Below are 15,098 nucleotides of genomic sequence, written 5' to 3' on the forward strand. Positions count from 1 at the left end.
AGCGGTGCGGCGGGACCGACCAGGTGCACGTCGTCCAGGACCAGCAGCAGCGGCTCCCGGCCGCGCGCCGTCGCCTCGCCCACCGCATCGCACAGCGACCCGGCCATCGCGTGCGCCCGGTCGGTGCGCCCGGCCTCGCCTGCCTCCTCGTCGTCCGCCAGGACCGCGGGTGGCTCGAAGCGCAGCTCGGGCACGGCCGCGCGCAGCACGTCGGTGAGCCGGTCCAGCAGGGCGGGCACCGAGTGGTCCCGGTCGGTGACGGTGTGCCAGGCGACCTTCGCGCGGGTGCCCCAAGAGGCCAACAGCGTGGTCTTGCCGTAGCCCGCCGGTGCGACCACCGTGGTGAGCCGGGCCGAGCGCGCCGCGATCAGCAGGTGGTCCAGACGAGGACGGGCAACGGCGTCGGTGATCGCAGGCGTCGTCATACAGGTTGTGTCGTCCGCCCGGCCCGGTTTCGTCCCGTGCGACCGGCGGTTCCACTCGATCGGAGCAAGCCCGCCCGGCACGGTGGCCGGGCGGGCCGCTGATCCTCAGCGCGTCGTCAGCTGGAAGTCGATGAACGCCCAATCGTGTCCCTCGTCGGTGTTGTGCAGCGCGAGGGAGCTGAGGTCGGGCGCACCGCCGCTCGGGATGGAGAACCACTGGTCGTTCGTGCCGTTCAGGTCCGTCGTGTCGTGCGAGTTCGCGCCCTCGTACAGCCTGCCGACGGCGTGGACGTGCAGCACACCGTCGTTGCTCACGTTGTAGAGGTGGTCCACCTCGACCCGGACCTCGCCGCCGCAGTGGCCCACCATGATGAACTTCGCGGTCCCGCTGTTGCTGCTCCAGAAGAAGTCGACCGGTTGGGTGAAGTAGCAGTCCTCGTTGGGGAGGACGGTCTCGTAGTCCTGGATGTGCATGTTGACCACGCCGGTGACGTGCACGGTGACCGCGGCGGACACCGGCTGGGACGCCGGTTCGGCGGAGGCGACCGGCGCCAGGCCGCCCGCGAGGACGGCGAGTCCCAGTGCGGCCAGGACTCGGCGCAGCTTGCTGGTGTTCATGTGCTTCCCCTCTGTTCGCGGACGCCGCTTCCGGCGTCACGGTGGAAGGGCGTTCAGTCGGGGTGAACGATGTTCAGCGCTTGAGGCGCCACGTCAGCGTCGGCCGCGGACCGGGGTGGTAGCCGCTGAACGTGCCGGTGCGGATCGCGGAATCGAGGTGGTGACCGAGGTCGGGGAAGGTCTCGGAGATGCGGGCGATGGCAGCACGGACCGCGCGGGTGATGTTGATCCTGGCCCGTTCCGCGGCCGATCCGGTGGGCCGGGCGCGTCCGCCGAGGCCGAAGGCCGCCGCGAGCTGCTGGGTGAGCGCGTCGAGCTCCCAGCGCGCCCGGGCGGCCCGCTCGGTGTCGTGGCAGGCTTCGGCGTCGGACAGCTCCTCCCCCAGCTCGGTCAGCCGGCGGCGGTAGGCCTGCTTGGCGGTGTCGTCCAGCAGCGGTCCCAGGTCGTCCGAGCCGCAGGCCGTCAACTCGGGCTCGACAGGCGGCGCGGTCGGCGCGGTCGGCGCGTGGGCGACGGCCAGGCGCAGCGCGTGCAGATCGACCCCCGGATTGGCCAGCAGCTCGTGCAGGTACCCCAGTCCCCTGGTGTGCCGCAACCGAAGCACGGCGCCCGACCAGTCCAGGGACCAGTAGTCGCCCTCCCGCGTCAGGGCCGCCACCGGCGAGGCCACCCCCGCACCGGTGAACCGGATCCTCAGTGACACCGTGTCGCCGTCGGCGGCCAGGTCGACCACCTGCCAGCTGCCGCCGGCGAAGGCACGGTGCACCTCCCTCAACGCATCCGAGACCGCCGACAGGGACATCTCCGTTCGTGATGCTCGGGGCATGCTCGACGCGGACATGCCCCGAGCGTCACAACGGGTCTGTGCGCGGCCTTAGAGCCGGCATAAAGATGTCGTGGCCGGACGCGCTCGTCCCCCGGCGGCTCGATCTTCGACGACGAGCCGTTCCCGGGGCCGGCGGTCCCGGGCGCGCTTCTCGCCGCGTAGCCGGGTTCACCGGCCCGCACCGCCACCGATGCCCGCGGCGTGCAGGATCCGCCGGACCGTCGAAGGCAGAATGGGAGGCGTGCCTCGGCTCGCGAGGGGCGCGTCCCTCTCCTGACTGGCAGTGAGGTCCAGGTGGAACGACAGTACGAGTACTTCGCCATCGTCACCAGCACCGGTCTTTCGCTGGAGGACCCGGCGTCCGTTCTGCCGGCGTTGGGTCGACGAGAGGGGGCGTGTGCACGAGGAGGAGTACACGAGCGATCTCCTCTGGATGCCGAGCACTTCGCTGAGCGGCGTCGGATCCGGTGCTGGGGAGGCTCATCGGGTCGACGTGGAGGCGGCTGTGCGGTTCCAGCGGTCGCTGCGCGACCGGGTGCTCCGCCAGGAGCACGAGGAGGACGGACAGGAGTACTCCTACTTCGCGTGGGTGGACTGGGGAGCTACGGCGGACGACCCCACCGGGTTGCTCCGCACGTGGGAGGTTCCCGGCGGGGCCGAGAGGGAGCAGCGCTACCTGCCCGGCACCGGCTGGCGGACGAGCTACGTCCTGGAGGACTGGCACTGCGGGCGTCAGGACGGCAGGTTCGACCGGGTAGACCAGGCCACCGCTGAGCAGATCATCCAGCGCTGGGAACAGCGTCGTGTCGAGTAGCACCATCCCCCTGTGCCACTCGAGAAGTCATCGTCCCTGTCCGCCCCGTCGGTGCTTCACCGGAGCGAGGCGTCGAAGGATGCCGAACTGCCCGTGTTGCGGCACGAGAACGCGGTCCTTCGTCTGCAACCCGACGTCCCGGAAGTGGGCGGAGGGCAACAAGGTGGAGCCGCACCTGAACCCATTACCCGGCCGAGGCTGCGTGGCAAGCTTAGGCTCCTGATGGTCGCAAGTCCGAATATCCGCACTATTGCGGCAATTCGGCGCCCATTGCCGGTCGAATTCTCATCCACCGCTAACGGTGTTCTCAGCCTGTCCCGGTACACATGCCTTCAGGGGAAAGGTGGAGAGCCATGGTCCGGGAGGCGCACAACGAGCTGAGCGGGACAGCCGACGCCTCGGCTCAAGTGCACACCGTCAACGGAGGGGTGCACTTCCACGGTTCGTCCCGCCGCAGACCCAGCACCTACGCGTGGCCCGCGCACGGCCTCTTCGCGGTCGCTGTCCTCGTCGTCCTGTCAGCCGGCCTTCTGTGGCAATGCGGCGTCCAGGCTCCGGAGCCCACGCCCGTGACAGGTGCACGAGGTCTCGCGCTGCGCATCCCGACTCGCCTGGATCGGGCGACGACCGGATACCAGGCGGACGTGCCCGACGAGGCGCAGGCCCTGCGCTGCGCTGCGGCGACGAGAACCACGGCCGGATCGGCATCGCCCAGTTTGAGGTGGACGATTCGCTGGGTGCGCTGGAGGTGGTCGCGCACGCCTACGCGGACAAGTGGGTTCGCCTGCGGTGGGGCGGCGACGTGATGACGAAGTACAGCGCACCCGAGGAAACCGGTCGGATCGCCGCGGACGGCGGGGCGCGCTACTACGGCGTCCACCTCACGGTCGATGTGCTCGCTCCGCGAGCGGAACCCTGCCTTGGACGCACGGGCGCCGTGCACGTGCTGGTCTTGGACGTGGGCAGCACCTACTGGGTGCTCGTCCTGTTCGCCACCACCGGAGGTGGCTTGGCATTCGGCGAACCGGTGACCTGCCGGGACCTCGCCGACATCGTGGCGAACGCGCGGCCCATCCGCTGACCGGTGTTCCGCACTCCGACGTCCAAGGACAGCAGTCGAAAGGCGGGCCGCGATCGGACCCCGCCGGTTTCGTGCCATGCCACTTCCACCTCCTTACCGACCTGGGGCCGGTGGTCGGTGTGGAGAACCCCGGGAAGATCCGTGAGGGAGGGGTGTACTGCGCGGTCGTGCTCGACGTGCACCCCCGCCGTGTCGTCGGCTGGCCGATCGACCCCGGTCAGACCGCTGCACTGGCCACCAACTCGCTCGGCATGGCCATCTCGAACCGGTCCTCGCTGTCCGACAGGGTGTCCTGCTCCGACCACGGGTTCGATTCACGTCATGGACTTGCGCTGGACGTGCCGAGGAATCGGGCTTGTACCGTCGATGGGTTCGATCGGCTACTGCTACGACAGCGCCATGGTCTGCGGTTTGACATCGCGATACCAGCGCTGGCGATCGGTCTTGTGGAAGCAGGATCGTTCTTCATGATCGACGGCAGGGAGCCGGTCCTTCGGTGGTGCCCTCTTCGCGGGTGCTCCCCCTGCCGTGTCTTCGCGTTCCCATTTCGTCACGTTACGATAGCCGAGGCGGCTTGTGACGACGTACCCTCTTCAGGTGACTACCGACTTAGGGCCGGACGATGTTCGCACGCAAGCCGACCTAGCGAACGCGATGGAAGCCGTCAGGCTGCGGGCTCGGATGAGTTACGGCGGCATTGCGGCCCGGTCGGAGTCATGGACCACGCGCATCAGCAAGGCGACCGCGAAGAACATCACAACCGGGGAAAAATTGCCCACAGAAAGCAGCCTTCGGGCTTTCCTGTGGGCCTGTCAAGTCGACAGCGCGGTGATCGACGAGTGGTGCACGGTGTTGAGCAGGATTCGGTTCGACGGCGAGGTCGACCGTTCTCCCGAGCCCGTGCGAGCCGCTGCATTGATAACGCCACCAGAGGGGGAAGCGTGGCGAGAGTTCTTCTCCTTGCCGTTGTTCGGCCGGATTATGAAGAGCGACGCCGCGATGATATTTCCCGCAGTGCGGGAGCTGGTGGACGACGCGATATCGGTATTGAGTGCCGAGTACGAGACTGGCCCAGCTTACACCTTACACGGAGTAAGGCATTCGGTCGCCGTCGTGCGCCGGTTGGGTCAATTGCTGGGGGCTGACATCAAGAGGCTCAATGCCCACGAAGCAGGGTTGTTGATCGTGGGCTCCTTCTTCCACGACGTGGGCCGGGTGCCGGGTTTGCCGGTGGAGATTTCGGCTAGCCACGTTGGGCGCTATTTGTCCAGTGCCGGTGGAACTGCGCCGCGGTGGGACCAGGATTCAGATGCGGTTCCAGCGCCGTTGGTCGAGGACTACTGCACCTGGGATCGTACGCGTCGACTGGAGGAGTACTTGAAGCGATTGCCGCGGCAGTGGTTCGACTGGGACGGCATACCCATGCGGGACCTGCTCGGCGTGGTGTGCGCCGAGCAGACCCGCCCGTCCGAGAAGGCTTCCTCGCTCGCGACGTTCCCAGGTGTCGACCTCGCGTTGTGTGCCAGCCTGCTCAGGCTCGCAACCCGCCTCGAGTTGTGCAGCCTGCGGTCGGCTCAGGACATCTACCGACGTCTGGGCATCGAGCGCCGCAGCGAACCTCGGCACAGTGCGGAAGACATCGAGTGGTCGGGCTATGTCCGGCGCCTGACCTTAGTCCCGAGGAGGCACAACGCGGACTACGTTTTCGAAGCCGAAGGCATTATTCTACGGCCCGTGGTCGAGTTCGACCTCCGGAACCTCCTGGCCGCTCTCCGAGAAGAGTTTCTCGACTGCCACGTTTCGAGAACGACGTGGAGCGATACGTGGCGGAAGCTGCCTCTGCCGAACACCGTTGAGATCGCCAAGTTGCGAGGGATCGGTTACACCTATGAGAAGCTGACCTTCGAGTTGGTCCGTGATGACGTGCTGGAACTCCTCGGAGGCACGAAACTCTACGGGAATCCCAATGTGTTCGTGCGCGAACTCCTGCAGAACGCCGTCGACGCGGTGCGATTACGTCGTCTCCTTGATCCCGACCACGAACGCGGCGCCGTGGCCGTCTCCTGCTGGGAGGAGGGCGGTTCGATCTGGTTCCGGATCGACGACAACGGCATAGGGATGGACCTGTACGCCATCCGCAAGTACTTCCTGCAGGTCGGCCGTTCCTACTACAACTCGGACGACCTCCGCCGGGAACTGCGGCACCTCAGCGCGCAACGCTCGAGGTTCGGCGCGATCAGCCGGTTTGGCATCGGGGTGATGTCCTGCTTCATGCTGGGGGACCGCATCGAGGTCAGCACGCGGAAGTTCGACGGCCGTGGCGAGCGCGGCACTGCCCTCCGGCTGTCCGTCGATCGACGGGAGGACTTCGCCACCCTACGCCGAGAAGGTCAAGGGGATGATCCCATCCTCGCCGGTCCTGGAGTGGCTGCCCTGGACTTCCGGGCAACGTCCGGTACCACCGTTGCGGTCCGCATAGATTCGGCGAAGCACTACGTCCCGCCGCAAGTCCTGCTGAAACACGCCGCATACTTCCATTTCACAGCGGAGTGCGCCCTCACGCTCAACGGCAACGAGCACGTCGGCGTGGACCTGCACAAGCCGATCATCGAACGAGTAACTTCAGTGAAGCGGAGTCTGGGCAAGGCGCGGAAGTCCGAGTTCACGGCCAGGCACCTCGGCAAGGTCACAATCTACGCGGTCCCGCTGGACGTGACCGGTTCTTCGTCCGAGCCCCGGGTCCAAGGTCAGCTTGTCGCCATTGTCGCGTTGCCGCCCGCCGTGCGGGATCAAACGCTGCTCCATCTACTGACCCCGGTCAAGCGCTCGAAGTTGCACCCGATCATCCGCGAAGCGCTGGCCGCGACACCCGTACGGGTCGAAGCGAGTGCGGATCTCTCTTCCGTTTCGATCAACTGCGACTGGAAGGAAGGAACGCGCGAACTCTTAGCCGGTCTGGACCTCGATGATCTTCCGCTGAATGAAGAAAAACGACAGGATGCGGTGCTGCAACGCTTGAGAAAGCGTTTCAACGACGAGTTCGGAGATCTGGACGTGCGCGTGATGACCTACCTTGGAGAAGGGGTCCACTTCGAGGACGAGTACGAGGGATTCGGACTGTCCAAAGCAGTATCGAGATTGCGCTGGTGGGGACACAACGGCATTACCCTGCCAGTCAAGAAACGGTACGAGTACGCCACTGATGACCTCGAGGAAGATTTCGATGACGAAATCGAGTTCGACTACATGAAACTTCCGTCGTCGACAACGAGTACTGGCGGAAATGTCCTCCTCGTCGGCAACATCGGCTTCACGGATGACCTTCGTCCAGACCTTTCGCTCGCCCGGGACGAGTTAGAGGATATCCCTTTTGCCATGCCCGCAGCGTTACTGCTCGCACTCGGCCGGGCAATCCCAGCGGAAGTTCCCGAAGAAGTGAGGAACGCGCTCCTCGAATTTTTTCGAACCTCGCGGTTACTAGAAAGCTACGAGACCGTGGACGCCGGAACCGTCCTCGACGCCGTGGAGTCGATTGAGGGCGGCTGGCTCGATGAGCCAGTACTCTCGACAAACGGCATAGAGCACACTATCACCCAAGTGGTCGAAACTGCCGCGATAGAACCAGTGGAGTTGGAGTTCGACAAGAGAGCACTGGGGTACCACCGCTCGACCTTCACACTCGTCGGAACATCACTCGCCCAGCGGTGGTTGAACTTGCGTTGGAGCTTCGCCGACAACTCTTCAGGGGATGGGCACATCATCGCGGTCCCTGAACGGAACTTGATGCCCGCCGAAGTCTTGAGGTTCTTCCCTCCGCTGACTTTCATGCAGTATGAGACCGGCGCGGAACTCCGAGTCGGTGAAGGTCCCTGGAATGCGGCACATCCACTCTGCTCGTGGCTCATCTCCCGGGGGGTCGAGATCAGAGACCGCCTTCCAGCTTATTTCGACGAATTGAGGGAGATCTTTCTCCGTGTGACCGACGGTGATTTTCTTTATTACGCCGAGGAGAAGCACAAGCAGGGCCTGATTGATATGAACAGCATAATTGAGGAGTATTCTGTCGACGATTACCTTCAGGATGTAGATGACGTGGATGAGGCTGAGGTCAGCCGAGTCCGCCTCGCCTTGATCAAAGTGTTCGTCGATCGTGTGATCGCCGCCGCACCTGACCTGAGCCCGCCCCGCGAAGTCACGGCACTGCCCGACGCCTGAGGCTCACGGCGGGCACGGTGTCACGGCTGAAGCGCCTGTGCCGGTTGTCAGTCGTTGCTCTTGGGTGACTGAGCCAACGCGAAGCCGAGGATGGCCAGCAGCATCGCCTCGGTGCCCGCGAACGCGGCGGCCCCGGCGACGACAGCCTCCACGAGGCCGCGGTCGGCAGCGCGGAACAGGATCGCGCCCACGAGTCCGGTGACGGCGCTCGAGAGCACTGTGATCACCAGCCACAAGAGGCGTTCTCGGGTATTCATCCGTAGCTCCTTCGGGGACGCTGAGGCGTTCTGCTACTCCAGGAGATCAGGTCACTTCGTTCACCGACCTGGAGTGAACGAAGTGCACGGGCGGTGAACGGTGAACTTCGCCGGGTTGGGCCACCGGACACCGTGCTTCGGTGGCATCGCGCCTGCTCGCGAAGAAGTGGACCTACCCAAAGCGAACCGGGCGCCCACCGATGGACGACACCGTCGTGGCATTGACCGAGGGGGCCCGGGAGGACACCAGCCGGCGCTACCGTCGCATCCAAGGTGAACTGCTCACACTCGGCCACCGAGTGGCCGCCTCGACCATCCGCCGAGTGCTCAAGCCCCCTCGGACACCGCCCGCACCCCACGCGGCACCGACACTCATGGCCACGATTCCTGTACGCGCAGACCGCGAGCCTGCTTGTGGGGTGCCAGAACTCTGCATTGGGGCGCTGAGCTGCGGCGATCGCGCACCGTGTGCTGCAGGAGCATGATCGTGAGGCGTGGCGCTACGACTGCTTTACCTGATCTTCGTCCGACTCGGTGACTGGCTGGTCCTGCTCGGCCGGTCCTCCGCGGCCAAGGACGTCGAGTTGCTGGTACTGCGGCACGAAGTCGCCGTGCTACGCCGGACCAATCCCCGCCCGCGACTGGACTGGGCCGATCGTGCCGTGCTCGCCGCGTTGGTCCGACGCCTACCCGACTGGTTACGACACCACCGGCTGGTGACGCCGGGCACCGTCCTGCGATGGCACCGCCGACTGGTCGCCAAGAAGTGGACCTACCCGAACCGCACCGGCCGACCACCGACTGACGATGCCCTAGTAGGACTTCGTTAGGTCGAGTGGTGGGGTGTGTAGGCGGTGTGATCTTCTGTGGCGCTGAGGCCGGAGGAGATGGCGCTGGTTCGCCCGGTGATCGAGGACTTCGCCGCAGACATGTTCGGCGGGTTCGCCCGGCGTGACCAGCGAGCCAAGGGCGAGCTGTACCTACGTGGGCTGTTGTTGGACGGCAAGCGCAAGTCGATGCAGCCCATGGGTGAGCGTCTCGGGGTGGATCACCAGCAGCTCCAGCAGTTCGTCACCACCTCGACCTGGGACGACGTCGAGGTCCGGCGGCGGTTGGCGGTGTGGGCGCGGGACTTCGTCGATCCGGACGCGTTCGCGGTGGACGACACCGCGTTTCCCAAAGACGGGTATTCCTCGCCGGGGGTGGCGCGGATGTACTGCGGGGCGTTGGGCAAGACTGCGAACTGCCAGGTCGGGGTGAGCGTGCACGCGGTGACGGACTGGGCGTCGGCGGCGCTGGACTGGCGGTTGTTCCTGCCCGAGTCCTGGGACGACCACAAGGCCACCACCCCGGACTCGGCCGCCGAAACCCGGCGGAGGTGGGAACGGTGCGCCATCCCCGACGACCAGCGGCACCGGGAGAAGTGGCGGCTGGCGCTGGACATGATCGACGAACTCACCGGCTGGGATCTGCCCGCGCGGCCGGTGGTGGCCGATGCCGGCTACGGCGACGCCTTCGGCTTCCGCCAGGGGCTCACCGACCGCGGACTGACCTACGCGGTGGCGGTCAACCCGATCGCCACCGTCCACCCCGGCTCGGCGGTGCCGGTCACGCCCGCCTATTACCAGCAGCGTGCCTTCATCGAGACCTCGCCGAGCAGGTCAGCCGCTCAATCACCGCATCAAACCCACGTTCCCGCGGACGCACGGACATCGGCACGAGCGGACGTTCACGCGGATGGCTGCGTAGCCGTCGGTCGTTGGTGACCTCCTGCTGGATTGGACGAGTCTCGACCTGCGTTGCTGGTTCGGCGCGCTATGGTCAAGCATGGTGTCTGAGCGCGGAGGGGAGGTGAGGTCGTGGCCACGGCTGACCAGGTGAAAGCCATGGTGAAGAGTCATGCGGAGGGCGACGACACCCGCTTCTACTCTGTTGCCTTGCAGGTCGCTGCTGGGGCGGCGCGGCAGGGGCAGAACCGGTTCGCGCAGGATCTCCGGGATCTCGTCGACACGCTGCGTACACAGCAGGGCGCGAAGTCGGTTGCGTCGCGTCCGGTCCCGGTGGTTCAGCCGCGCGGCGAGCTGGCGCAGCTACTGACGGTCACCTACCCGCAGAACCTCCTCGCCGACCTGGCGCTCGATATGAACGTGCGGGAACGGCTTGCCCGGGTGCTGCTGGAGCAACGACAGAGTGACCGCCTCCGGTCGCACGGCTTCCAGCCCCTGCGGCGGCTGCTGCTGACCGGCCCCCCAGGGACCGGCAAGACGATGTCAGCACATGTATTGGCCGGTGAGCTGCGACTTCCCTTGTTCATGATCCGGCTGGACGGGCTGATCACCAAGTTCATGGGGGAGACGGCCGCGAAGCTACGGCTGATCTTCGACGCGCTGTCGGAGTCCCGTGGCGTCTACTTGTTCGACGAGGTCGACGCACTCGCGGGAGACCGCGCCGCCGGGAACGACGTCGGCGAGATCCGGCGGGTGCTGAACTCGTTCCTTCAGTTCCTTGAGGTCGACACCTCCGACAGCCTGCTGGTCGCCACGACCAATCACCCACAGCTCCTCGATCGGGCGATGTTCCGCCGCTTCGACGCGGTGATCGACTATCCGCTGCCCGCTGGCGAGGTTGTGCGCGACGTGATCCGAGCCCGCTTGGCCAACGTCCCCACCGACCGGCTGAACTGGTCGAAGATCAACGCGGGGGCCGATGGCCTCAGCCACGGCGAAATCACCATCGCCGCGGATCTGGCAGCCAAGGAAGCGATTCTGGCCGGCAACGGCCGAGTGACCACGACGAGCCTCTGTGCGGCGCTGCAAGAGCGGCGCCAGCACCTGCTCGGCTGATCCCCAGGCAGCGCCGTGCCAGAACCACGCGATCGCCCCCATCTGCACATCCCAGTCCCAGCGCGAGCCCTCGACTACTCACCACCACCGCGCGCGATCGCGGGCAAAGCAGTCCCGGTGCCAGCGGATCGGCGCCAGCACGGCCGGCAGCTGCACGACGCTCTGCGACAGGTCGATGCCGATGCGACGGAGCGACGGCGTCAGCGTGAGGTGGAGGTCGAGGGCGCGATTGACGGCGTCTATGTCAGCTTCGAGAGCTTCCCCGGGGTTCAGCTTGCGCTGGAGAAGCTCGACCCCCGGCAGGGTGCTGTCCATCCGGAGCTTCGGTCAGTGCAGGAGGTGGACCTCGGCAACGGCGTGACCGTGGAACGAGCGACCGTATTCGTCCCGCAGGGCAAGCTCAACCACTTCCTGGACCGGATCACCCAGTACGTCGAAACCGCAGACGCCGCGAAGCCCCGCAATCGGGAGCTGGTGGACCGTATCCAGGCGGTGCGGACGGCTTCAATTGCAGCGTTGTGGACCGACCCTCCTGACGAGTTCCCGGAGCAGGCGCAGATGTTCTGGTGGGAGGCGTGGCTGCGCCGCCGCGACGGCGACGAGGTGACCCGGTTTCGCGCGTTCGCTACAGCCGCTGGGCTGCGGACCGGTCGTCGCAGCCTCGGGTTCGGGGACCGCACGGTCCTGCTGGTCGAAGCGACCGTCGAGCAGCTCGCCTCGGCCGTCGACGTCCTCGACGACCTGGCCGAGCTGCGCCGGCCGCACGATCCGACCCAGTTCCTGGCCGAAGGTGACGCGACCGAGCAGTCCGCCTGGATCGGCGACCTCGTGGACCGGCTCGAGCCCGCCGACCCCCAGGCGCCCGCAGTCTGTGTCCTCGACAGCGGCGTCTACCAGGAACACCCCCTGCTAGAGGCCTCGCTGCCCCTGACAGACTGCCACGCTGCGGACCCTTCATGGCCGGTCTACGACGACCTGGGACATGGCACCGAGATGGCCGGACTTGCCTTATACGGCGATCTTGGACAGGCCCTGGCTTCACCGCAGCTGCTGCGGCTGCGGCATCGGCTGGAGTCGGTCAAACTGCTTCCACCGCCGCAACGGCAGAACGCCCCCGACGTCTATGGCGCGGTCACTGCCGCCGGAACGAGCCGAGCCGAGATCCAGGCACCCACACGCCGGCGGGTCTACTCGCTCGCTGTCACCGCACCCGCAGCGGCGTCGACGAACGGCGCGGCAGCCGGGCAGCCGTCATCCTGGTCGGCCAGTCTCGATGCACTCGCCGCCGGTCGCAGCGTCGTCGCCGCCGAGGACGGGCTGGTGTTCCTCGACGACACCGACCACGACGCGAAGCGGCTGTTCGTCGTATCGGCCGGCAACGTACGGTCCTGGAATTCCGGTGACGAGCATCTCGACCGCAGCGACCTTGAACCAGTGGAAGACCCGGCCCAGGCGTGGAACGTGCTGACCGTTGGCGCATACACCGAACTGGACACCATGACCGGCGCTACCGCCGACTTCGCTGGCTGGACGCCCTGGGCGCCGCGCGGCGAACTCTCGCCGTTCAGCCGCACCTCGGTCGCGTTCAGCCGGACGTGGCCGGTCAAACCCGACGTCGTGCTCGAAGGCGGCAACGTCGCCCGCTCACCGGACGGCACCACGTTCGACACCCCGCCGAACTTGCAACTCCTGACCACCAACGCACCTCTGAGAACCACGCGCCTGCTGACCACGACCTGCGCAACCAGCGCCGCCACCGCCCAGGCCGCGGCGCTGTCGGCCGCAGTGATGGCGGAGTACCCGTCCCTGTGGCCGGAGACCGTTCGGGCGCTGATCGTGCACTCCGCCGAGTGGACACCAGCGATGAAGGCCCAGTTCCCAGCCGGCAAGAGGAAGGCACCCCGCATCGCCCTCCATCGCCGCTACGGCATGGGCGTCCCCGACCTCGCCCGAGCCACCCACAGCGCCACCGACGCCCTGACCCTCATCGCGCAGGACACCATCCACCCCTTCGACGCGGGTGCCATGCGCGAAATCCACCACCACGATCTGCCTTGGCCTACCGACGTGCTCGCCGGCCTCGGAGAAGCGCAGGTCCGCCTGCGGGTCACGCTGTCGTACTTCATCGAACCCAACCCCGGCCGGCGCGGCTGGCAGCGTCGCTACAGCTACGCCTCCCACGGTCTTCGCTTCGACATCCGCCGCGCGACCGAGTCCAACGCCGAATTCCAAAAGCGGATCAACGAGAAGGCCCTGGCCGAAGACGAGCAGCGAGCCACCTCCAGCAACGACACCGGCGAGTGGTTCTTCGGCCCCGACCACCAACGCGCACCGGGCTCCTTGCACACCGACATCTGGTACGGAAACGCCGCCGACCTCGCCCAGCGCGGCGCCCTGGCCGTGTTCCCCGTGACCGGCTGGTGGAAAGAAAACAAGGCCCGAGACCGCAGCCAGGACGGCGCCCGCTACGCCCTAATCCTCTCGATCGAGACACCAAACCTCGACGTCGATGTCTGGACACCTGTAGCCCAACAGATCAACATCCCGGTCGCCATCACCACAGCAACGTGAGACCTGCTCTCAATCACCGTCGGCACGAGCGGACGTCCGGGACGTGGAGTGCGCGACGGACGGCACGTCGTTTGGAGGACTGCGGGGGTGCTTGATCCAACGGTCTTCACCGATCCGGAGAACTGGTCCGGTGGCTTCTACGAGTTGTCTTTGGAGGCCGGTGACCGCGATGACCTGTGGGGTTCCAGAACTCTGCACTGAGGCGCTGAGCTGCGGCGATCGCACAGAAGTAGCTGTAGGAGCATGATCGTGGGGCATGGCGCTACGACTGCTGTACCTGATCTTCGTCCGGCTCGTTGGCTGGCTGGTCCTGCTCGGCCAGTCATCGGCGGCCAAGAACGTGGAACTGCTGGTGCTGCGGCACGAAGTCGCCGTACTGCGCCGCACCAACCCCCGCCTGCGGCTGGAGTGGGCCGATCGCGCGGTGCTCGCCGCGCTGGTGCGCCGACTCCCCCAGATGCTGCGCGAGCACCGATTGGTGACACCGGGCACCATCCTGCGATGGCACCGGCGCCTGGTCGCGAAGAAGTGGACCTACCCCAACCGGACCGGCCGCCCACCGATCGACGACGCCGTCGTAGCGTTGATCGAGCGGATGGCGCGGGAGAACGCCGGCTGGGGCTACCGCCGGATCCAAGGTGAGCTGCTCAAGCTCGGCCACCGGGTAGCCGCTGCAACGGTCCGCCGCGTGCTCAACCGCCTGCGGATACCACCCGCGCCCCATCGTGACACCGACACCTCGTGGCGACGGTTCCTGCGCGCTCAGGCCGCGAGCATGTTGGCCTGCGACTTCTTCCACGTCGACTGCGCCGTCACCCTCAAGCGGATCTACGTGTTCTTCGTGATGGAAGTCGCCACCCGCTACGTCCACATCCTCGGCGCCACCACCAATCCCGATGGTCCTTGGACTACCCAGCAGGCCCGCAACCTGCTGATGGACCTGGCCGATCGGGCCGACGACTTCCGGCTCCTCATCCGTGACCGGGCCGGACAGTTCACCGCCCCGTTCGACGCGGCCTTCTCCGGCGCAGGCATCAAGGTCGTGAAGATCCCACCACGGTGCCCGCAAGCCAACGCCCACTCCGAACGCTTCGTCAAGACCGTCCGACACGAAGCCACCGACCGACTACTCATCCTCAACGAACACCACCTGCGAGCGGTACTCGACCGCTACGTCTCCCACTACAACCACCGCCGACCACACCAGGCGCTACAGCTCGCACCACCGCGACCGGACCAGCCGATCACGCAGCCGCACCACACCTCGATACGTCGCCGACCAGTCCTCGGCGGCCTCATCAACGAGTACGAACCCACAGCCGCCTAACCGCAGGTCAAGCCATGTAGCTGACTTCTGGAACCCCACAGCTCATGAACCTCAGACCGGGCCGACAGCTTCCGGTTCCTCATCCGCGACCGGGCCGGTCAGTTTACCGCTTCGTTCGACG

13 protein-coding genes are annotated in these 15,098 nt (G+C 66.4%); 8 read left to right on the forward strand and 5 right to left on the reverse strand.

The genetic code is table 11. The features are described 5' to 3' along the window. The 3 genes from AB0G02_RS15925 to AB0G02_RS15935 form a co-directional block, all read right to left on the reverse strand. Positions 1 to 425, reverse strand: a 425-nt coding sequence (locus AB0G02_RS15925; protein ID WP_360794316.1) for an AAA family ATPase, incomplete at its 3' end; no start/stop codon positions are given. Between the two features lie 105 nt (positions 426 to 530). Next, entirely contained in the window at positions 531 to 1,043 is a 513-nt protein-coding gene (locus AB0G02_RS15930; protein WP_360794317.1) for a hypothetical protein, read from the reverse strand. 73 nt (positions 1,044 to 1,116) lie between these two features. After that, positions 1,117 to 1,809 carry a hypothetical protein gene (locus AB0G02_RS15935; protein ID WP_360794319.1) on the reverse strand — a complete coding sequence of 231 codons (693 nt, stop codon included), beginning with the start codon at positions 1,807 to 1,809 and terminating at the stop codon, positions 1,117 to 1,119. 565 nt (positions 1,810 to 2,374) lie between these two features. Here AB0G02_RS15935 and AB0G02_RS15940 point away from each other — a divergent pair. From AB0G02_RS15940 to AB0G02_RS15950, 3 genes are all read left to right on the forward strand, one after another. Next, on the forward strand, positions 2,375 to 2,683 hold the full coding sequence (locus tag AB0G02_RS15940; RefSeq protein WP_360794321.1) for a hypothetical protein: 309 nt from the start codon (positions 2,375 to 2,377) through the stop codon (positions 2,681 to 2,683). Between the two features lie 721 nt (positions 2,684 to 3,404). Beyond that, entirely contained in the window at positions 3,405 to 3,764 is a 360-nt protein-coding gene (locus AB0G02_RS15945) for a hypothetical protein (RefSeq protein ID WP_360794323.1), read from the forward strand. A gap of 597 nt (positions 3,765 to 4,361) precedes the next feature. Further along, positions 4,362 to 7,979, forward strand: coding sequence for a molecular chaperone (locus AB0G02_RS15950; protein ID WP_360794325.1), 3,618 nt, complete (start codon positions 4,362 to 4,364; stop codon positions 7,977 to 7,979). Positions 7,980 to 8,026: 47 nt separating this feature from the next. On the opposite strand, the gene AB0G02_RS15955 is transcribed toward AB0G02_RS15950, so the two are convergent. Then, entirely contained in the window at positions 8,027 to 8,206 is a 180-nt protein-coding gene (locus AB0G02_RS15955; protein ID WP_360794327.1) for a hypothetical protein, read from the reverse strand. Between the two features lie 524 nt (positions 8,207 to 8,730). Between AB0G02_RS15955 and AB0G02_RS15960 the strand changes: the two genes are divergently transcribed. From AB0G02_RS15960 to AB0G02_RS15970, 3 genes are all read left to right on the forward strand, one after another. After that, the gene (locus AB0G02_RS15960; RefSeq protein ID WP_360794329.1) at positions 8,731 to 9,066 is read left to right on the forward strand and encodes an integrase; all 336 of its coding nucleotides are present in this window, start codon (positions 8,731 to 8,733) and stop codon (positions 9,064 to 9,066) included. A gap of 57 nt (positions 9,067 to 9,123) precedes the next feature. Continuing rightward, positions 9,124 to 10,002 carry an IS701 family transposase gene (locus AB0G02_RS15965; RefSeq protein ID WP_360794331.1) on the forward strand — a complete coding sequence of 293 codons (879 nt, stop codon included), beginning with the start codon at positions 9,124 to 9,126 and terminating at the stop codon, positions 10,000 to 10,002. Between the two features lie 93 nt (positions 10,003 to 10,095). Further along, complete coding sequence (locus tag AB0G02_RS15970; protein ID WP_360794333.1) at positions 10,096 to 11,079, forward strand: ATP-binding protein; 984 nt, start codon at positions 10,096 to 10,098, stop codon at positions 11,077 to 11,079. A gap of 78 nt (positions 11,080 to 11,157) precedes the next feature. Here the strand turns inward: AB0G02_RS15970 and AB0G02_RS15975 are convergent, their stop codons facing one another. Continuing rightward, a complete protein-coding gene (locus tag AB0G02_RS15975; RefSeq protein ID WP_360794335.1) occupies positions 11,158 to 11,394 on the reverse strand; it encodes a hypothetical protein in 237 nt (78 codons plus the stop codon). Positions 11,395 to 11,409: 15 nt separating this feature from the next. Here AB0G02_RS15975 and AB0G02_RS15980 point away from each other — a divergent pair, with 15 nt between their 5' ends. Both AB0G02_RS15980 and AB0G02_RS15985 read left to right on the forward strand, forming a co-directional pair. After that, positions 11,410 to 13,650: a S8 family peptidase gene (locus tag AB0G02_RS15980; protein ID WP_360794337.1), complete on the forward strand. Its 2,241-nt coding sequence runs from the start codon at positions 11,410 to 11,412 to the stop codon at positions 13,648 to 13,650. A gap of 256 nt (positions 13,651 to 13,906) precedes the next feature. After that, complete coding sequence (locus AB0G02_RS15985) at positions 13,907 to 14,977, forward strand: integrase core domain-containing protein (protein WP_360794339.1); 1,071 nt, start codon at positions 13,907 to 13,909, stop codon at positions 14,975 to 14,977. Positions 14,978 to 15,098: the final 121 nt, after the last annotated feature.

The sequence above is a fragment of the Actinosynnema sp. NPDC023658 genome (assembly GCF_040639995.1).
In the GTDB taxonomy this organism is placed as follows: domain Bacteria; phylum Actinomycetota; class Actinomycetes; order Mycobacteriales; family Pseudonocardiaceae; genus Actinosynnema.

Excerpts from the sequence above, each read along its gene's own strand:
- AB0G02_RS15930 (WP_360794317.1), bottom strand. The coding sequence starts at position 1,043 with ATGAACACCAGCAAGCTGCGCCGAGTCCTGGCCGCACTGGGACTCGCC.
- AB0G02_RS15965 (WP_360794331.1), top strand. The coding sequence starts at position 9,124 with ATGGCGCTGGTTCGCCCGGTGATCGAGGACTTCGCCGCAGACATGTTC.
- AB0G02_RS15975 (WP_360794335.1), bottom strand. The coding sequence starts at position 11,394 with ATGGACAGCACCCTGCCGGGGGTCGAGCTTCTCCAGCGCAAGCTGAAC.
- AB0G02_RS15985 (WP_360794339.1), top strand. The coding sequence starts at position 13,907 with ATGGCGCTACGACTGCTGTACCTGATCTTCGTCCGGCTCGTTGGCTGG.